Here is an 18,849-nt window from a genome sequence, read left to right on the forward strand (position 1 = left end):
CGTCCGATACTTCCACCTTCCCCGGCCTCCGACGGCACCGGGTGCGGCCCCCGGGCCGCGTCCTCTCCGCGGAGAGGACGCGGCCCGGTAGGGCCCACGGGCGTACCCGCTACTTCTGGTCGTCCGACCCCTCGCCCCCGTCGGAGGGGGCGTCGTCCGCGGCCTCGGCGGCCCCGGTGTCCTCGGCACCGTCACCGGCGTCCTCGACCGGGTCCCCGACGACCACGCGGGCCGGACGGAGGATCCTCTCACCGATCCGGTACCCGGGTTGGAACACCTCGATCACCGTCTGGACGGAGATCTCTGGTGTGGGTACCAGGGTGAGGGCCTCGTGCAGGTTCGGGTCGAACTCCTCGCCCGCCTCGGCGAACCGCTCCAGTCCGAGCTTGGTGGCCGTGGCCTCCAGGGCCTCGCCCACCGCCTTGAAGCCGCCCGTGAGCTCCTCGTGCTGCCGCGCGCGACCGATGTCGTCCAGGATCGGCAGGAGCTCGCCGACCACCTGAGCGGTGGCCGTCTCCCGGACGGCGACCCGGTCGCGCTCGACGCGCTTGCGGTAGTTGGCGTACTCCGCCTGGACCCGCTTGATGTCGCCCGTGAGCTCGATGACCCGCTCGTCCGCGTTGATCGCCTCGGTGACCACCTCCTCGGGGGTGTCGGGGACCTCGACGGCCTCCTCGGCCGGCGCGTCCCCCTCCCCGGTGCCTGCGGCCTTCTCCTCGGCGTCCTTCGGAGTCCGGACCTCGCCCGTCTCCGGGTCGATCCGGCGGTTGTCGCGGATCACCGGCCCCTGGGGCTCCTCACCGTCGCCGGTGCCGTTCGTCTCGTCCGACAGCGCCATGTCCGATGTGCCCTCCTTACTCGACTCGTCCCCCGGCTCCGGTTTAGGAGGACTGGGTGCCCTTGCCCTTGCCGTTGTCCTCGTCGACGATCTCGGCGTCCACGACGTCGGCGTCGTCGGAGGAGGTCTGCTGGCCCTCCCCGGACGCGGCGCCCTCCTGTCCCTGGCTGTAGATCGCGGAACCGATCTTCTGGCTGGAGAGGGCGACCTTCTCGCTGGCGGTGCGGATGGCCTCGACGTCCGTGCCCTCCAGGGCGGTCTTCAGCTCGGCGACGGCCGCCTCGGTCTCGGAGCGCACGTCCGCCGGGACCTTGTCCTCGTTGTCGGCGATGACCTTCTCGGTCTGGTAGACGAGGGACTCGGCGTTGTTGCGGACCTCGGCCTCCTCGCGGCGCTTGCGGTCCTCCTCGGCGTACTCCTCGGCCTCGCGGACCATCTTGTCGATGTCGTCCTTGGACATCGCCGAGCCGCCGGAGATGGTGACGGACTGCTCCTTGCCGGTGCCCAGGTCCTTGGCGGTGACGTTGACGATGCCGTTGGCGTCGATGTCGAAGGTGACCTCGATCTGCGGCACGCCGCGCGGCGCCGGGGGCAGACCGCTCAGGTCGAAGACGCCCAGCTTCTTGTTGTACTGGGCGATGTCGCGCTCGCCCTGGTAGACCTGGATCTGCACGGACGGCTGGTTGTCGTCGGCCGTGGTGAAGATCTCCGAGCGCTTGGTCGGGATGGTCGTGTTGCGCTCGATGAGCTTGGTGAACACGCCGCCCTTGGTCTCGATACCCAGCGACAGCGGGGTGACGTCCAGCAGCAGGACGTCCTTGACCTCGCCCTTGAGCACACCGGCCTGAAGCGAGGCGCCGATGGCGACGACCTCGTCGGGGTTGACGCCCTTGTTGGGCTCCTTGCCGCCGGTCATCTCCTTGACCAGGTCCACGATGGCGGGCATGCGGGTGGAGCCGCCGACCATCACCACGTGGTGGATGTCGCTGAGCTGGATGCCCGCGTCCTTGAGGACCTGCTGGAACGGGGTCTTGGTCCGCTCGACCAGGTCGGAGGTCAGGCGCTGGAACTCGGCGCGGCTGAGCTTCTCGTCCAGGTGCAGCGGGCCCTCGGCCGAGGCCGTGATGTAGGGCAGGTTGATGACCGACTCGCTGGAGCTGGACAGCTCGATCTTGGCCTTCTCCGCGGCCTCGCGCAGGCGCTGGAGGGCCATCTTGTCCTTGGACAGGTCCACGCCGTTGGCGTTCTTGAACCGCTCGACCAGCCAGTCCACGACCGCCTGGTCCCAGTCGTCGCCGCCCAGGTGGTTGTCGCCGTTGGTGGCCTTGACCTCCACGACGCCGTCGCCGACCTCCAGCAGGGAGACGTCGAAGGTACCGCCGCCGAGGTCGTAGACGAGGATCGTCGCCTCGTCCTCCTTCTCCAGGTGGTAGGCCAGGGCCGCCGAGGTGGGCTCGTTGATGATGCGCAGGACGTTGAGCCCGGCGATCGTGCCGGCCTCCTTGGTGGCCTGGCGCTGGGAGTCGCTGAAGTAGGCGGGCACGGTGATGACCGCGTCGGTGACGTCCTCGCCGAGGTAGGCCTCGGCGTCGCGCTTGAGCTTCTGGAGGATGAAGGCGCTGATCTGCTGCGGGTTGAAGGTCTTGTCGTCGATCTTCACCGACCAGTCGGTGCCGATGTGGCGCTTGACCGAGCGGATGGTCCGGTCGACGTTGGTGACGGCCTGGCGCTTGGCGACCTCACCGACGAGGACCTCGCCGTTCTTGGCGAAGGCGACGACGGAGGGGGTGGTGCGGGCCCCTTCGGCGTTGGCGATGACCGTGGGCTCGCCGCCCTCCAGGACCGCGACACACGAGTTCGTCGTACCGAGGTCGATTCCGACCGCACGAGCCATGGTTGGTACCTCCGTCAAGGTTGAGTCGTTCACACGTAAGTTTGCTTCGTCTGATCATCACTGTCAAATCAGTTGAGTCGATCAGACTCAAGGCGGTGTCTACAGGTGGACAACGGCCGGTCCCGCCGTGGTGTTCCCGCTCGGAGGGCTTTCGGGGAGGAAAAAGGGGCGATCCCGGGGAAACCTTGACCCGGGGTCGGGGAAATCCCTGGGGCTCGGCGTGGAATCTCACGCGGGCCGGCGGCCGGATCGGCGCTCTACGGCGGCTCTGGGCGGCACCGATACAGGTGACGGGTGGGAACACGGATACCCCCGGCGTTCGCCGCACCCGTTCGTCAGCTACACATAAGGGTGTGGATGGTGTGGCCGGGGTAGACTCCGGCGCTCCCGCGCGGCCGCGCCGCGCCGACCGCCACCGGGTCGGTCCGGGGTCTGTGATCCGGCCCTTTCGGGAGTCGCCGTCGGTGCGGTGCCCGCCGTTCACCCGGCGGGGGCGGGGCGGTGGCCGCCGCGCTATTACTCGCTAGTAACATAGTTTCGACCGCCGGTGTGTGGCGCACCGGATGACGCAGCAGGATCAGGATGGGAGGCCACGGACGATGCTGTACCTGACACTGGGCATCATCACCTCGGTCTTCGCCGTGGTCGCGCTCACCATGTTCGCTCTCGCGATCCGCAAGATCGTGCGAACCGTGGGTATCGGCCGCCCGGTGGAGCCCGAGCGCAAGGGGCCGTTCGGACAACGGCTCACCATGACGCTCATCGAGATCCTCGGACACACGAGGATGATCAAGCGTCCGTGGGTCGGCGTGGCCCACTGGTTCGTGATGGTGTCCTTCCCGCTTCTGGTCTTCACCGTCATCGAGGCCCAGGGCGAGGTGTTCGACCCGCACTTCCACCTGCCGGTCATCGACGACTGGACCGTCTACGGCCTGGCCATCGAGATCATCGCGGGTGCCAGCCTCGTCGGCATCCTCGGACTGACCGCCTACCGCCTCATCAACAGCCCGAAGCGGATCGGCCGCGAGTCCCGCTTCATGAACTCCAGGCACTGGACGGCGTACTACGTCGAGGCCTACATCATCGGCCTGCTGATCGCGATCTTCGCGATCCGCGGCCTCAAGGCCGCGATGGACGCCTTGCCCTTCCCCGTCTGGGCCACCCCGATCTCGTACGCGGTCGGCACGTTCATGCCGGGTGACGCGGCCGTCGCCGAGCCCGCCATCGCCCTGGTCGCCGCGTTCAAGCTCATCATCAGCTACGCGTTCTTCGTGGTGCTGGCGGTCAACCTCACCATGGGCGTGGGCTGGCACCGCTTCCTCGCACCGGTCAACATCTACTTCAAGCGCAAGGCGGACGGCACCCCGTCGCACGGCGCCGCCAAGCAGATGATGGACGGCTCCGGCACCAAGCCCCTCGACTTCGAGGAGGCCGACCCCGACGAGGACCCGTTCGGCGCCGGCAAGATCGAGGACTTCACCTGGAAGGGCCTGCTGGACTTCACCAGTTGCACCGAGTGCGGACGCTGCCAGTCCCAGTGCCCCGCGTGGAACACCGGCAAGCCGCTCTCGCCCAAGAAGGTCATCCTCGACCTCCAGGCGCACGCCTACGAGAAGGCCCCGTACCTGCTCCAGGGCATCACCGAGGAGACCCTCGCCGAGAAGCCCGACGAGTCCCACGCGGGCGTCGACGTCCTCGCCCTCCTCAACAAGCCGCTCGTCGGCACCGAGGAGGAGGGCGGCGTCATCCACCCGGACGAGCTGTGGTCGTGCACCAACTGCGGCGCCTGCGTCGAGCAGTGCCCCGTGGACATCGAGCACATCGACCACATCCTCGACATGCGCCGCTACCAGGTCATGGTCGAGTCCAACTTCCCGTCCGAGGCCAACACCCTCCTCAAGAACCTCGAGAACAAGGCCAACCCCTGGGGTATGGCCGAGGACAAGAGGATGGACTGGATCCAGGAGCTCGCCGAGCAGGAGAACCCGGTCGAGGTCAGGGTCGTCGACGACAAGCTGGACGAGGACACCGAGTACCTGTTCTGGGTCGGCTGCGCCGGCGCCCTGGAGGACCGCGCCAAGAAGACCACCAAGGCCATCGCCGAACTGCTGGACATCGCGGGCGTCAAGTTCGCCGTCCTCGGCGGGATGGAGGCCTGCACCGGTGACCCGGCGCGCCGCCTGGGCATGGAGTACGTCTTCCAGATGCTCGCCCAGCAGAACGTGGAGACGCTGAACGAGGCCGGCGTCACCAAGATCGTGGCCAGTTGCCCGCACTGCTTCAACACGCTCGCCAACGAGTACCCGCAGCTCGGCGGTACCTACGAGGTGGTCCACCACAGCCAGCTTCTGGCCGCGCTGGTCGAGGACGGTCGGCTCACCCCGGTGCAGAGCGTGGACGAGGACATCACCTACCACGACCCCTGCTTCCTGGGCCGCCACAACAAGGTCTACACGCCGCCGCGCGACATCATGGCGCAGGTGCCCGGCGTCAAGACCAAGGAGATGCACCGCCACAAGGAGAAGGGTTTCTGCTGCGGCGCCGGCGGGGCCCGCATGTGGATGGAGGAGCGGATCGGCAAGCGCATCAACACCGAGCGTGTGGACGAGGCGCTGACCACCAACCCCGACACCGTCTCCACCGCGTGCCCGTTCTGCCAGGTCATGCTCGGCGATGCCATCAACGAGAAGAAGTCCAAGGGCGAGGCCAAGGAGTCGCTGGAGGTCGTGGACGTCTCCCAGCTCCTGCTGCGCTCGGTCAAGGGCGACAAGCCCGCCGAGGGTGAGAAGGAGCCCGTCTAGTTCATGCTGCCTCGCGGGCCCGGCTGTCGCCCGCCACCGCCCTCGGAGGACGCCCGCGGCGCGGTCCTTTGCCGGGGGCTCGGGCACCGGGGAGGCCGACACGGGGCCGGTACCGCGATCGGTACCGGCCCCGCCGGTCCGTATGACATTCGTCAGTGTCCCCCCAGGTGATTCCGCACGGTGGGCCGGTGACAACGGTGTCTTCCGGACACCACCGGGCCTTCGGGATCCTGGGTCCATGACGACGACAGCGCGCACCGCAGCAGAGGCCACCGGGTCCGGCCCCACCGGCGAACCCGCGGTGGCCGTCCGCGACCTCCACCAGCGCTACGGGGACTTCGAGGCCGTCAAGGGCGTCTCCTTCGAGATCCATCCGGGTGAGCTGTTCGCGCTCCTGGGTACCAACGGCGCCGGGAAGACCACCACCATCGAGACGCTGGAGGGCTTCCGCAGGCCCAGCTCCGGCACCGTCCGCGTGTTCGGCCGCGACCCCCACGGACAGCCGAGCGGGGTCCGCGAGCGCACCAACGCCGTCCTCCAGGGCAGCGCGCTCATGGAGGACCTCAGCGTCCGGGAGAGCCTGGACCTGGCCTACGACCTGGCCGCCGACCCGCGGCCGACCGGGGAGGTCCTCGAACTGGTGGGTCTGGCAGACAAGGCGAAGGTGCTGGTCCGGCAGCTCTCCGGCGGGCAGAAGCGGCGCCTGGACCTGGCCCTGGCGCTGCTGACCCGCCCCGAGGTCCTCTACTTGGACGAGCCCACCACCGGTATGGACGCCGAGGGCCGCATCGACACTTGGCGGATCATCCAGGGCCTCAAGGATGAGGGGACCGCGGTCCTGCTCACCACCCACTACCTGGAGGAGGCCGAGCGGCTCGCCGACCGCCTCGCGATCATGCACCGGGGCGAGGTCGGTGTGGAGGGCACGCTCGAGGCCGTCCTCTCCGGATGGGGCGACCGCGTGGGCTTCGCCCTCGCCGAGGACGTGCGGACCGCTGACCTCCCCGGGCTCCCCGGAGCCGAGCTGTCGGTGGAGAGCCGCGGCGACACCCTGTGGGTTACCTACACGGTCACCGGCGGCGACACCGAGCTGCGGGCGCAGCACACGGTGACCGCCCTCCTGGAGTGGGCCTCCGCCCACGGAACCGCGCTGCGCCGCCTCCAGGTGCGGGGCGCCTCCCTGGAGGACGTCTTCCTCCAGGTCGCCGACGGTGCCGCCGACCTGGTTGGCGACTGACCGCCTCCGTCCCTGCCCAGTCCCGGAAGCTTCGAGGAGACCGCCATGACCACCGCCGCCCCTGTCCGGACCCGCAGGTCCCCCGGAACCGCGCGACAGGTCCTCAGACTCACACGCACCGAGTTCACGCTGTTCGTCCGCTACAAGACGGCGTGGATGTTCCTCGCCCTACCGTTGTTCTTCGCCTTCATCGCCCTTCAGCAGCCCGACGACGAGATCGTCGCCGGGTTCGGTATGGGCGAGATGACCATGATCAGCGTCATGGGAATCACCAGCCTCATGCTGGGCATGGGGCACGCCTCCAACGTCTTCACTTCCCGGCGCGAGGCGCTGGTACTCAAACGCTTCCGGGTCAGCGGCGTCTCCCAGCCGGTGATCTTCGGCGGCATCATCGGGGTGGTGACCGTCTTCTCCCTCTTGGCGGTCCTCCTCATGGCTCTGGTCATCCTGGTCCCGCTGGGCGGATCCCCACCCCGGGACCCGCTGATGGCCCTGGCCTCGGTCCTGCTCGGCAGTGTCGTCTTCACCCTCATGGGCTTGGCGCTGACCCCTCTGGCGAGGACCTCCGAGAGCGCACAGCTGGTGGGCATGGTGCCGATGATGATCCTGTTCTTCGCCAGCGGCGGCGTCTTCCCCCTGGAGTTCCTGCCCGAGGACGTCCGACAGGTCGTGGGCCTCATTCCCTCGGTGCCTCCGGCCGAGCTGATGCAGGCCGCCTACACCGGGTACGACGTCTTCGGCGGCGCGACCGGAGCCGAGGAGAAGAGCTACCTCGGCCTGTGGGCGGCGGCGCTGCCCTCGATCGCAATCATGCTCGCGTGGATCGCGCTCCTTGCGCTGGCGGTGCGCCGCTTCTTTGTCTGGGATCCCCGCAAGCCGTGAACAGGTCGTCCGGTGCCGGTAGGACCCCGGCTGCCGGGCTACCGTGGCGGTAAGCGTCTGAAACGGGAGGAACCGGATGGCTGATGGTGCAGACGGGCGGCAGGTGTTCAAACTCCGGGTCTGCCGGGCCATCGTCCTGTTCACCCTGTGCTGCGGCCCCGTCGGGATGCTCACCTGGCCCCTGATGGATGTCGTCTTCAGGGCCGAGGACGGGCCCCCGTCGTGGCGCTTCCCGGTCGCTTTGGTCCTGGCCGCTGCCGCGGCGGCCGTGCTCTTCCGTGTGGAGTGGTGCAGGGTGGAAGGTGCCGACAAGGACGCCGGCCCCCTCCTCTTCTGGGGATCGTTCGCCCTGGCCGGGGCGATGTGCTTGTTCGTGTCCCCGCTCTTCTCCTCGCCCGTGCTCGCCACCTGGTGGGGCGCGGTCGTCTACGCCGCGCCCCGGCGGCGCGTCGCCGTCGTCACGGTGCTCCTCCCGGTCCTGCCCTGGCTGCTCTACGCGGTGGTCCCGCACGGCTCCCCGTTCCCGGTGTTCCTCGCCATGTGGGGCGCCTCCCTCTTCCAGGCCCTCCTGGTGGCGGCGACCATCGTGGCCACGGTGTGGATGTGGGACGTCACCAGGGACGCGGTGCAGGCACGGCGCACGCGGGCCCTGCTGGCGGTGGCGGACGAGCGGCTGCGCTTCTCCCGGGATATGGACGGCCTGCTGGGCCACAGCCTGTCGGAGCTGTCCGTGCGCTCCGAGCGCGCCGGACGCCTGGTGGCCGACGATCCCGGGCGGGCGGCCGAGGAGATGCTCGCGGTTCAGGCGCTCGCCCGCGAGTCGCTCCAGCGTGTGCGCGCGGTGGTGAGCGGCTACCGCGACGGGGAGGACGCCCGGGCGGCCCGTGAACGGATCGGTGCGGCCGCCCCGGCCGTGGGCGGGGAACTTCGGTGACCCCGGATTCCGTGCCGGGGGAGGCGACCGACGGCGAGGTGGGCGGGCGCAGGCTGCGGATCGCCTGGTGGGTGACGATGGGGCTGGTGGGCTTCATCATCCTGCTGGTACCCCTGATGGCCCCGTTGGACGCGATGAGCGCCCACTACGCGGGCTTCTCGGTGTGGCCCTCCGCCGTCGCGCTGCTTCCCGGGACGGTGTCCTGTGTCCTCCTCGGGCTCCTCTTCCGGGACAGGGTGGACGGTCGCAGCAACGCCGCTCCGTGGCTCTACTGGGGATCGCTCGCCGTGCTGGCGCTCTTCTGCGCGCTGCTGCTGAACCCGGTGTTCCGTGTCCTGGCCATGGCGATGTGGTGGAGCGTCGCGGTGTTCGTCGCCCGTCCCGGACGGGGCGTGGTCCTTACGGCTGTGCTGCTGGCCCTGCACTGGTGCCTCGTTCCGGTGACGCGGTTCGAGATCCACGTGCTCCCCTACGCCCTCACGCAGGCCTTCGCCGTCGTCTACGGTCTCCTGCTGGGAGCCAGCGTCCTGCTGTCCGTCTGGATGTGGGACATCACCAGGGACGCGGTGCGGACCCAGCGTGCGCGGGCCCTGCTGGCGGTGGCGGACGAGCGGCTGCGCTTCTCCCGCGACATGCACGACCTGCTCGGCCACAGCCTGTCGGCGCTGTCGGTCAAGGCCGAACTGGCCGCACGCCTCGCCGAACGGGCCCCCGAACGGGCGGAGTCGGAGATCGCCGAGGTGCGGGAACTGGCACGGCAATCGCTCCAACAGGTGCGGTCGGCGGTCAGAGGGGACCGGGACGCGGACCTGGCCGAGGAGGTGGCATCGGCGTGCACGGCCCTGCGTGCCGACGGGACCGAGGCCGTGGTCACCGGGCTGGGACTGGTGGATCCACGCTCCCGGGCGGCGGCGGCCGCGGCGTGGGTCGTCCGGGAGGGTGCCACCAACGTACTGCGGCACAGCGAGGCCGCCGAGTGCCGGCTCGGGTTCACCCCCACCAGCGACGGCCGGACACTCGTGGTGGAGGTGTCCAACGACAGGGCGCATCCGGTCGGGGACCCCGGGTCCTTCCCCGGGAGCGGCCTCGTGGGCCTGTCCGAACGCGTCGCCGGGATCGGCGGGTCGCTCACCGCCGCACCGACCACCGACGGCGGGTTCCTGCTGCGCGCCGTCCTGCCCCTATGACCCGCTAGCCGATCCGCGGTGTCGGCGCGGGTGGAGCGCGCACCGCACGCCGAGGACGCGGTCGATCTCCGCCCGGCTGAGTGGCCGCCGTGCGTCCGCCACGGCGATGAGGACCTCGGCGTACAGCTCGATCTCGTCCAGCGCGACGTGGTCGTGCAGGCTCAGCGGATCGCGTGGGCGGGTGGCCGGGACCCGGTCCACGAACACTCACCTCCCGGAAGCAGGGGCGCCGCGAGTCGACGGGAGCCCCCGCCGCCGGAGCGGCGTGTGCGGGTGCGACGGACCCGGACCACGGGGCGTGCCTTCGATCCAACGCTACGCCGCCCGGTGCCGCCCGCGCATGACCCGTGAGGACCAGGGGGGGATGTGGGACCTACCCGGTCTAGTCAGCCCACCCGTCGCCCACCACCACCCTCAAACGATGGCCTTGGGCCGCAGCTTCTTTTCACTGTCGCCCACCACCACCCTCAAACGATGGCCTTGGGCCGTAGCTTCTTTTCACTGTCGCCCGCCACCACCCTCAAACGATGGCCTTGGGCCGTAGCTTCTTTTCACTGTCGCCCACCACCACCCTCAAACGATGGCCTTGGGCCGTAGCTTCTTTTCACTGTCGCCCGCCACCACCCTCAAACGATGGCCTTGGGCCGCAGCTTCTTTTCACTGTCGCCCACCACCACCCTCAGCGGTCGTCCGCGGCGCGGTGACCCGGCCCTCAGATCCAGGTCACGTCCCTGTGGCGCAGCGCCAGGTCCGCGTAATGGGCGGGGGTGTGCTCCAGGACGGCGCGGTCGTCGTCGTCCAGCTCCCGGACCACCTTGCCGGGGACACCCGCCCACAGCGTGTTCGGCGGCACGGTCTTGCCCGGGGGGACCAGGGCGCCCCCGGCCACGAGCGCGCCCGCGCCCACGCGGGCACCGCCGAGGACGATCGCGCCGATCCCGATGAGCGCGCCCTCCTCCACGACCGCTCCGTGCACCATCGCCTTGTGCCCGAGACTGACGCCGTCGTGCAGGATCGCGGGCTGTCCGGGGTCGGAGTGCATGCCGCACTGGTCCTGAATGTTCACCCGTTCGCCGACCACGATGTCCTCGGTGTCGGCGCGCAGGACCGAGCCGTACCAGACACTGCTGGCGGCACCGAGGCGGACACGGCCGACCACGACCGCGCCGGGCGCCACCCACGCGCTGGGATGGACGTCGGGTTCGCCGAAGGCGGCCCGGCCGATCCTGGGGCGGGTGCCCTCGGGGCCGCTGTGCGGCGCACTGTCCATCTCGTGTCCTCCACAGACTCGCGGCCGGTGCGGGCCGAGGGTGAGTTGACCGCTCGGCCCTCGCACGGGGATGATCGCGCATACCTTAGTAGGACGTGACCAGGGTTCACACGGCACGGTACCCCTCACAGCGCTTGACGCGGTGGTGTCAGGCGTGTCTACCTTGGTCCTTTATAGGGTATGCGCGACATCACACTCCGCTTTCGGCTGGTGACCCCCGTCTGGCCGGTCGGTGCGGCGAGGGAGAGGGGCCCTCGGTGGAGTCGTTTCCACGGTGGGTGTCCGAACCAACTGGGTACGGGGTAATCAGCACCTTTCGCAAAGTTCGGTCGAAGGGTGTGAGGGACATGAAAGGCGCATAACGAGATGTTGCCGGGCGGCGGATTGCAGCAGGACAGGTTCCCGACGGTGCGCAAGGGCGGTTACGACAAGGCGCACGTCGATGACTACTACGTACGGATGGACAACCAGTCCAAGGACCTCCGCGAGCGTCTCCAGCGCATGGACGACGAGCTGGAGCAGACCAAGCGCGACCTCGCGGTCGCTCGTGAGAAGGCCCAGGTCAAGCCTGAGCACGAGCAGATCAGCGAGCGTATGGCGGAGATCCTGAGGATCACCGAGGAGGAGGCCAAGGAGCGCCGGGCCAAGGTCGACGCCGAGATCCAGGAGCGGGAGAACAAGGCCAAGGAGGAGCTGGCCAAGCACCGCAAGGATGCCGAGGAGCACGCCGAGCGCATCGTCTCCTCCGCTCGGGAGGAGGCCAACACGATGGTCTCCGACGCCAAGCAGGAGGCCGACGAGCTCCGCAAGAACGCCAAGACCGAGGGCGACCGGCGCCTGAGTGAGGCCGAGGCGCGCGCCAAGAAGATCCACGACACGGCGGACCGCAGGCTGGCGACCCTCACCGCCACGCACGCCGAGGCGCTGCGCCGTCTCAAGGACATGCACTTCACCCTGGCCGACCTGGTGGAGGCCGAGGACAAGGCCGGTGCCCTGGAGACCGGGCTCTCCCGTGAGGACGCGGCGCAGGCCGCCAAGGAGGCCGCGGAGAAGGAGCCCAAGGCCCCGGAGAAGCCCGCACCAGCGGGCGGGCCGCAGGCCGCCAGGCCCGTGGCTGCTCAGCCCAAGCCGGAGCCGAAGAAGGAGGAGGCCAAGGCCCCCGCCCCTCAGCAGGCCCCGGACCAGGACGAGGCGACCACGAGGATCCCGCCGGTCGGTCGGGACCAGGACGAGGCGACCACGAGGATCCCGCCGATCCGCCGGGACGACGACGCTACGGTTCGGATCAGGCCGGGCCAGGCTCCGACGCAGCAGCCCGGCGGCGGAACGGCGCAGCGTCCTCCTCAGGCGGGCACCCCCGCCGAGCCGCCGCGCGGCACCCCCGTCCAGGGGCCCGCACCGGACGGACCGGCGGCCCCCGGCGGGACGCAGCGCCCCACGCCTCCGGCCGCCGGTGACGCCGACGGCTTCACCGGCGTCTACCGCAGGCCGGAGCTCGGTCAGCAGGAGCCCCCGGCCTCCGAGGAAGGTGTGCGGATCATCCGCAGGGACTAGGAACCGTTCTCCGAACGCGGCGCCGCGCCACGGGGTGGTGGCGGGTCGAAGCGGAGCGGAGGTTCGAAAGGACACAGCCCGGGCGGGACCGGCCGTTGCCTTGCGCCGAACACGGTGGAAGGTGGGGCCACCGGTCCCGCCCTGTGGTGTTGTGGGGGCGGTTATGAAGTGAAGTCCGCTTTGGTGGGCGCTGTCGGCTACGATGCCGAAAGCCATGATGATACGTGCGGCCATCCGTTCCGACCTCGGCGCGATCCTGCGCCTGCTCCGAGAGGTCGGCGACCCCGCCGGTGCCCGGAGCGCGCATGTGCGCATGTCCTCCGCCGCGGTACGCGCGTGGACGCGGATGGAGAGCGACCCCGACCGCATGGTCCTGGTCGCCGAGGACCGTGGCCAGATCGTGGGAACGCTCGACCTGATGATCGTGGCCAACCTGACCCACGACGCCCAGCCCTGGGCCGCGGTGGACAACCTGGTGGTCGATCCCCAGCGCAGGGGACAGGGCGTGGGCCGGGCGCTGCTGGAGGACGCGGTGGACCGGGCCACGCACTCCGGCTGCTACAAGGTGGAGATGCTCGCGCACGAGGGTGGCGCGGCCCCCTCCGGGTTCTGTGTCAGGCTCGGGTTCGGGGACTCCTCCGACGGCTACCGCCGCTACCTGTGATCTCCGTGCTCGACGAAGCGGTGCGGGTCCCGGAGCGAAGGGGTGAGCGGGCGGCGGTCTGTCGTGTCGGTCTCTCTCACCGCGTCTGTCGTGTACGACCCCGGGCTGTTGGTGCCACTCTGAGGGGATCGAACGTCCATTCCACGGTCGCCGAGGGGGAGGCAGATGGCCCGTTCCGAAGAGGGCGAAGGCGGTTCCCCGCCACTGCGCGGTCGTGAGGCGACACGTGCGCGCATCCTGGAGAGCGCACGGGAGCTGTTCGCCCGGGAGGGCTACGGCGCGGTCTCCTCACGGATGATCGCCGCCCACGCCGGGGTCAACGTGGCCCTCATCAACCGCTACTTCGGATCCAAACGCGGTCTGCTCACCCAACTGCTGTGGGAGGTCGGCGTCTTCCCCGGCATCATCGAGGGGGACCCCGCCACCCTCACGCGGCGGTTGGCCGAGCACGCCGTCAGCCGCCTGTACGGCGAGGGGTCGCCGTTGCAGCGCGTCGTGGACAACTCCGCCGGTGACCCCGAACTCAAGGCGGTGTACGAGGGGCGGGTCAGGTCCGCCATGGTGGAGCCCCTCACCGCCTACCTGGGCGGGCCGGACGCGCGGGTGCACGCCTCCCTCCTCGCCTCCGTGCTGATCGGTGTGGCCCGGCTCCGGGCCACCGAGGGAGGGGCCTCACTGCGGGAGTACGACAGGGAGCGGCTCACCGCCCGGATCCAGGCGCTGCTGGACCTGTGCCTGGAGGGTTTCGGGCCCGAGGAGGGCTGATATCCATAGGAGCATCCGGAGGGTGGGGCGCACCGCCTGTGGGGCGGCGGTGCGCACGGTCCGGGACGGTCAGCCGATGACGATGGCGCCCGCCAGGACGGGGTCGCCGAACCGGACGTTCCCGCTGCCCGAGGCCAGGGCGCGGCTGCCCTGGCAGCTCGTTCCGGCGAAGAGCGCGAACCTGGTGCCCGCCTCGGAGGCGACCTCCACGACCCCGCCCTGGCCGGTCGTGAGCGTGCGGCATCCGCCGTTGCGCACGTCCTGCTCGAAGCCCGACTCGAAGACGACCCGTACGGTCGAGGAGTCCTTCTCCTCGCTGGTCAGGCCGGAGACCGCGCCGGCGATGGTGGCGGACATGGTGGCGAGGTTCTGTGGGCGGATCGGCACGGCGTTCCCCTCTTCGGCCGTACCCGCCGGTCGCGAACGCGGTCCGTGGGCACGGAATTGATTACTCTGTGTCATTTAGCTACAGGATCACGCGAAAAGGCGGCAGCCCGGACGGAGTGTCGGGCGATTTCCTCACAGGGGCGGAACCGGGGTTTCCGCGAACCGTCGCCCGGCTCGGGCCCCTCAGAACTGTGCGGTGACGCACGCGAGACGGTCGCCCGCCTTGCCGGCCTCGCCCTCGCCGGTCTTGGTGTGGTGCTCGTGCAGAACCAGTGAGTTGGCCTCGCCCTCGCGGAACTCCCAGTCGACGGTGGAGTCGGCGACGACGTTGCCGGTCTCGTCGGTGGTGAAGTCCAGCCAGACCTCGTTCTCGGGGTTGGCGTAGGCGGGGTCGTTGGAGGGCTCGTCCGCGGTCGCGGCCGGGTCTTGCTCGTTCTGGTAGTGCGGGCCCGCGTCCGCGGGGTCCTCGCCGCAGGGGTCGGTGTGCACGTGGGCGCCGAACTCGCGCTCCGGCTCCAGTCCGGTGCCGGTGAACTGCACGAAGGTCTGGCCCTCCTCCACCCGGACCTGGATGTCGGAGGTGGCGCCGGCCGGGACCGCAGTCTCGTCGTAGGTGAAGGTGGACTCGGTCTCACCGACCGGCATGAAGGTGGAGACGGTGACGCTGGGGGAGGCGGTGGGCTGCGGCGCCCTCTCGTTGGTGGCGGCGCTCTCCTCTCCCGTGGTGCCGCCGGAGCTTTCGTCGGCGGCGCATCCGGTGGCGATGAGCGCGGTCAGCGCCAGGCCGACGGTGAGCGAGGTCGTGCGCATGGGCGGGACTCCCGGGATGGTCTGATCGGTCGTCCGCCATCTTACTCAAAGTAATCAAGTGACGACCAAGTGTCGTTAATTTTGGGGTGAGGGGGGCGAGGAGGGGGAGCGGAAGGTGAAGGCCTCGGCGGAGGGGCCGTCCGTGCGCAGCAAGTTGAGCCGCTCCCAGGCCTCGTCGAGGGTGGGGACGGTTCCGGCGGGGATCCACCACAGCACGGTGTGGGCCTCCCCCATGTGCTCGAACCACTGGCGGCGGAGCCGGAGCGGCTCCATGTGCCCGCTGCGGTACGTGAAATTCCAGAGGGAGTCTACGGTCTCCCAGACCGACATGTTGACGATGGTGTCGTCGCCCAAGGGCCGCAGGCCGGTCGCGTCGTCGCCGTCCCCGTCGACCAGGCGCCAGACGAAGCCGGGGGAGCCCTCGGCCAGGGCGTTGATCCCGTCGAGCCGGTCGACGAAGCCCGACATGGCCGGGGAGTCCAGCGGCGCGCGCATCCGGGCGATGTTCAGTTGCGCGAGGTGGTGGGTGGGGGAGGAGTCGGTCACGGCCCTCAGCAGAGCACGGTCCGGTTTCTATGTCAATCTGTATTGTTTTTAGAAATCACCGCGCAGCAGCGGCCGGGAGCGGGGTCCATCCTGGCCCGCGTGTTCCCCTCGCCGCGGGCCTCCAGCACCCCGCGCAGCAACTCCACGTTCAGACCGCAGGCCAGGGGAGGGAAGGCCCGGGCCAACGAGTGGAACGGGCAGTTGCGCAGCAGGAGCCGCCCGTCGCCGGACTCGGGCTCGTAGCCGCGCTCCTCCAGCAGCTCCGTCAGGGGCCGGTCCCCACCCTCCCCGCCGATCCGGCGGCCCTCCTCGCGCGCCGAGGCGTACACCGCCTCCTCCGCTCCGCACCGCTCCAGGGCATCGGCCAGCACCCGCGAGGCGAGTTCGTAGTCGCGCGGCGGAAGGCTCAGCGACAGCTCGCGCTCCGCCCGCCGGTACAGCTTGGCCGGGCGCCCCGACCCCGGGCCCTCCCTGCCGCTCGTCTTGCCCAGCGCCACCTCCAGCAGGCCCGCCTCCACCAGCCGGTCCAGGTGGTGGGCGGCCAGGGTGCGCTGGAGGCCGAGCGCCTCGGCCGCCCCGCCACGGCTCACCTCGTCCCCCGAGGCGGCGACGTACTCGTACAGTCGGCGCCGCACGGGGTCGGCGAGAGCTCGGGCGGCGGCGATCGAGGCGTGGTCCATGCGTCCATTGTGCTCCCGGGTGTGGCGGCGGCTCCGGGGGCGAACGGTGGCCCGCACGCCGACGCTCCGCCGCGCGGTGGCAGACTGGACCCGGTACGGACTACCGACGAACAGGCGATATGCGCACCATCAGACGCGGCGGAGAGGTCGAGACCGAGATCCGCAAATCCCGCTTCCTCTGTGCCCTGGCCAGGGTGGACGACGAGGACGCCGCGCGCGGGTTCATCGCCGAGCGCCGCAGGGAGCACTGGAGTGCGGCCCACAACTGCACCGCCTACGTGCTCGGCGAGGACGGCGGCGTGCAGCGCTCCAGCGACGACGGCGAGCCGGGCGGCACCGCCGGCGTCCCCATGCTGGAGGTGCTGCGCCACCGCGGCCTCACCGACACGGTCGCCGTGGTCACCCGCTACTTCGGGGGCGTCAAGCTCGGAGCGGGCGGGCTCATCCGCGCCTACGGCAGCGCGGTCTCCGCCGCCGTCGACGAGGTCGGCGTGCTGGAGCGCCGACGCCTCCTCGTGGTGGACGTCTTCGCCGACTACGTCCTCGGCGGACGACTGGAGAGCGACCTGCGCGGCTCCTCCCACACCGTGCGCGACGTCGCCTACGGGGACCGCGTCCGGATCGAGGTGGCCCTGCCCGAGGCCGAGCTGGCGGACTTCGGCGTCCGCCTGGCCGAACTCACCGGAGGCAGAGCGCAGTCCCAGGTCAGAGGGTCCACCGTGGTCGAAGTGGAACCGTGAGCGCGGGTGTGGGACGTTTACACCTCAGTAACGAGTCGTCCCCGCCGTGGGTGTCCACCCGGGGCCGCCGCTTAGGATCTGCCGTAAACACCATCGTTCGTGGGGAGAGACCGTCCATGCGCAGCGCCCGCGTTCCCCAGGTGGTCTCCTGCGGGCTCGCGGTACTGGTGGCGGCCTGCACGCCCGCTCCCGAGCCCGTCGCCCCCGAGCCCAGCCGGGAGCCCACCCCGGTTCCCACGGACTTCACCGGTGACCCTCCGCCGGGGATCGACGGCGATGTCCTGCGCTTCCTGCACGGCGACGAGGCCGAGGTCCACGCCCTCATCAACGATCCGGCGGGGGTGCGGATCAGCCCCGTCGGCTCCGCCTTCCTCTTCAGCTCCGGGAGCGAGGACCGCCACCTGCTGCACGACGCCGCCACCGGCACGACCCTCTGGGAGGGCGAGGCCCGGTTCCTCGGGTTCGGCGCCGACGGCGCGGGCGAGCGGGTCCTGCTCATGTCGGACGAGGACGGCCGGTTCGCCCTCGACGCGGCCGGGAAGCGCGTGTGGGAGCCCGAGGAGGAGGGCGACACCTACCTCGACGGGATCGCCGTGCGCTACCCCCAGGGGTGGTCCGCGGAGGAGCCCGGCGGCGACTACGCGGTGCTGGGTGCCGAGGGCGCGGTGCTGTGGGAGTACACACTCGACCCGGTGGAACCGGAAGACGAGGCGTCTCCGTCGCCGTCCCCGGACGGGCCCTCCGACGGCCCCGAGGACGGCGGTCGGGAGGAGCCGGAGGAGGGGCCGGAGGCCGCTCTGGGCGTGCCCGTGGCCGCCTGGGAGGACCTCGTCCTGCTGGAGTCGGCCGATGCCGGACTGCGGGCGCACTCCCTCGCCGGGGACGACGCGGGCGAGGAGCTGTGGGCCCTCGGCCGCGACGACGGGGAGCTGGGCAGGGGCTCCTCGATGCTGCTCTCCGCGCCGCGGGTGCTCGGCGTGTACACACTTCCCGAGGACGAGGACGGCGCGGGGGCCGGTGAACGTGTCCTGCTGGTGCGCTGGACCGGGCCGGAGGACCCCTCCGTCCTCGCCGCCTACGATCCCGCCGACGGCGCGCTGCTGTGGTTCCTGGAGGAGCCCGGCCCCAACCCGGTCCGTGCCCCCTTCGAGACCAGTGGTGTCCCAGGCAGCCTCTATGACGGGGCCACGGGGACCCTGCTGCTGCCCCAGGCCAGCGGCGAGGCCACTCTGGTCGCCGTCGGCCTTGCAGACGGCGAGGTCCGGTGGGGCCTGGAGGAGGACGACGTGTCCCTCGCCCCGGCCTTCGCCCACGACGGGCTCGTCTACGCCGACTCCCGCACCAACGACGGAGGGGACCGTCAGTTGGTGCTGGAGGCGGAGACCATGGACGTCGTCGCCGACGAGATGACCGCCTACGTCGAGGCGGTCACCGACAGCGGCCACGCGATCCTCGTGCAGGGGCGTCAGCGCTTCGTCTTCGGGCCGCCCCCCGGAGAGGAGCCGGAGGAGGCCCCCTCGCGGAGCCCGAGCGGCGCCCCCTCCGCGAACCCGAGCGAGGGGGTCGCCTGACCTGCGGTCACCGGGCACGGGAGAGCCGGGGTGCGTTCTCCTGGAGAGGAACGCTCCGCCTATGGCCGTTTTCCGTCATTGGCCGTTGT

At 70.4% G+C, this 18,849-nt stretch carries 18 protein-coding genes; 10 read left to right on the forward strand and 8 right to left on the reverse strand.

All coding sequences use genetic code 11. The features are described 5' to 3' along the window. Positions 1–109: 109 nt before the first annotated feature. Together grpE and dnaK are read right to left on the reverse strand one after the other, a co-directional pair. Complete coding sequence (grpE, locus tag B042_RS0120320; protein ID WP_028649884.1) at positions 110–838, reverse strand: nucleotide exchange factor GrpE; 729 nt, start codon at positions 836–838, stop codon at positions 110–112. A gap of 43 nt (positions 839–881) precedes the next feature. Further along, entirely contained in the window at positions 882–2,732 is a 1,851-nt protein-coding gene (dnaK, locus tag B042_RS0120325) for a molecular chaperone DnaK (protein WP_028649885.1), read from the reverse strand. A gap of 599 nt (positions 2,733–3,331) precedes the next feature. Between dnaK and B042_RS0120330 the strand changes: the two genes are divergently transcribed. The 5 genes from B042_RS0120330 (at position 3,332) to B042_RS0120350 (ending at position 9,773) form a co-directional block, all read left to right on the forward strand. Next, the gene (locus tag B042_RS0120330; protein WP_028649886.1) at positions 3,332–5,533 is read left to right on the forward strand and encodes a (Fe-S)-binding protein; all 2,202 of its coding nucleotides are present in this window, start codon (positions 3,332–3,334) and stop codon (positions 5,531–5,533) included. Between the two features lie 238 nt (positions 5,534–5,771). Then, a complete protein-coding gene (locus tag B042_RS0120335) occupies positions 5,772–6,770 on the forward strand; it encodes an ABC transporter ATP-binding protein (RefSeq protein WP_028649887.1) in 999 nt (332 codons plus the stop codon). A gap of 45 nt (positions 6,771–6,815) precedes the next feature. Then, on the forward strand, positions 6,816–7,652 hold the full coding sequence (locus B042_RS0120340; protein WP_028649888.1) for an ABC transporter permease: 837 nt from the start codon (positions 6,816–6,818) through the stop codon (positions 7,650–7,652). A gap of 76 nt (positions 7,653–7,728) precedes the next feature. Beyond that, positions 7,729–8,586, forward strand: coding sequence for a sensor histidine kinase (locus B042_RS24050; protein ID WP_155989266.1), 858 nt, complete (start codon positions 7,729–7,731; stop codon positions 8,584–8,586). Further along, positions 8,583–9,773 (forward strand): sensor histidine kinase, encoded by a 1,191-nt coding sequence (locus B042_RS0120350; protein WP_028649889.1) that lies wholly within the window; start codon positions 8,583–8,585, stop codon positions 9,771–9,773. The genes B042_RS24050 and B042_RS0120350 overlap by 4 nt, the downstream gene beginning before the upstream one ends. Here B042_RS0120350 and B042_RS24055 read toward each other — a convergent pair. Together B042_RS24055 and B042_RS0120360 are read right to left on the reverse strand one after the other, a co-directional pair. Continuing rightward, positions 9,768–9,974: a hypothetical protein gene (locus B042_RS24055; protein WP_051415881.1), complete on the reverse strand. Its 207-nt coding sequence runs from the start codon at positions 9,972–9,974 to the stop codon at positions 9,768–9,770. The genes B042_RS0120350 and B042_RS24055 overlap by 6 nt on opposite strands. Before the next feature lie 511 nt (positions 9,975–10,485). Continuing rightward, a complete protein-coding gene (locus B042_RS0120360) occupies positions 10,486–11,043 on the reverse strand; it encodes a gamma carbonic anhydrase family protein (protein ID WP_028649890.1) in 558 nt (185 codons plus the stop codon). Between the two features lie 366 nt (positions 11,044–11,409). On the opposite strand from B042_RS0120360, the gene B042_RS0120365 reads away from it, so the two are divergent. The 3 genes from B042_RS0120365 (at position 11,410) to B042_RS0120375 (ending at position 14,026) form a co-directional block, all read left to right on the forward strand. Then, a complete protein-coding gene (locus B042_RS0120365) occupies positions 11,410–12,597 on the forward strand; it encodes an ATP synthase F0 subunit B (RefSeq protein ID WP_028649891.1) in 1,188 nt (395 codons plus the stop codon). Between the two features lie 214 nt (positions 12,598–12,811). Further along, the gene (locus tag B042_RS0120370; RefSeq protein ID WP_028649892.1) at positions 12,812–13,261 is read left to right on the forward strand and encodes a GNAT family N-acetyltransferase; all 450 of its coding nucleotides are present in this window, start codon (positions 12,812–12,814) and stop codon (positions 13,259–13,261) included. 165 nt (positions 13,262–13,426) lie between these two features. Beyond that, entirely contained in the window at positions 13,427–14,026 is a 600-nt protein-coding gene (locus B042_RS0120375) for a TetR/AcrR family transcriptional regulator (RefSeq protein ID WP_028649893.1), read from the forward strand. A 69-nt stretch (positions 14,027–14,095) separates the two neighbouring features. Here B042_RS0120375 and B042_RS0120380 read toward each other — a convergent pair whose 3' ends face one another. From B042_RS0120380 to B042_RS0120395, 4 genes are all read right to left on the reverse strand, one after another. Beyond that, positions 14,096–14,413: a hypothetical protein gene (locus tag B042_RS0120380; protein ID WP_028649894.1), complete on the reverse strand. Its 318-nt coding sequence runs from the start codon at positions 14,411–14,413 to the stop codon at positions 14,096–14,098. 183 nt (positions 14,414–14,596) lie between these two features. After that, complete coding sequence (locus B042_RS0120385; RefSeq protein WP_028649895.1) at positions 14,597–15,223, reverse strand: superoxide dismutase family protein; 627 nt, start codon at positions 15,221–15,223, stop codon at positions 14,597–14,599. 75 nt (positions 15,224–15,298) lie between these two features. After that, positions 15,299–15,769 (reverse strand): DUF3291 domain-containing protein, encoded by a 471-nt coding sequence (locus B042_RS0120390; protein WP_255342376.1) that lies wholly within the window; start codon positions 15,767–15,769, stop codon positions 15,299–15,301. Between the two features lie 32 nt (positions 15,770–15,801). Beyond that, the gene (locus tag B042_RS0120395; protein ID WP_028649897.1) at positions 15,802–16,449 is read right to left on the reverse strand and encodes a metalloregulator ArsR/SmtB family transcription factor; all 648 of its coding nucleotides are present in this window, start codon (positions 16,447–16,449) and stop codon (positions 15,802–15,804) included. 119 nt (positions 16,450–16,568) lie between these two features. Between B042_RS0120395 and B042_RS0120400 the strand changes: the two genes are divergently transcribed. Together B042_RS0120400 and B042_RS0120405 are read left to right on the forward strand one after the other, a co-directional pair. After that, positions 16,569–17,189: a YigZ family protein gene (locus B042_RS0120400; RefSeq protein ID WP_028649898.1), complete on the forward strand. Its 621-nt coding sequence runs from the start codon at positions 16,569–16,571 to the stop codon at positions 17,187–17,189. Between the two features lie 116 nt (positions 17,190–17,305). After that, positions 17,306–18,760 carry a PQQ-binding-like beta-propeller repeat protein gene (locus B042_RS0120405; RefSeq protein ID WP_028649899.1) on the forward strand — a complete coding sequence of 485 codons (1,455 nt, stop codon included), beginning with the start codon at positions 17,306–17,308 and terminating at the stop codon, positions 18,758–18,760. The last annotated feature ends 89 nt before the right edge of the window (positions 18,761–18,849 follow it).

Origin of the sequence: Nocardiopsis sp. CNT312, assembly GCF_000515115.1 — a bacterium.
In the GTDB taxonomy this organism is placed as follows: Bacteria; Actinomycetota; Actinomycetes; order Streptosporangiales; family Streptosporangiaceae; genus Nocardiopsis.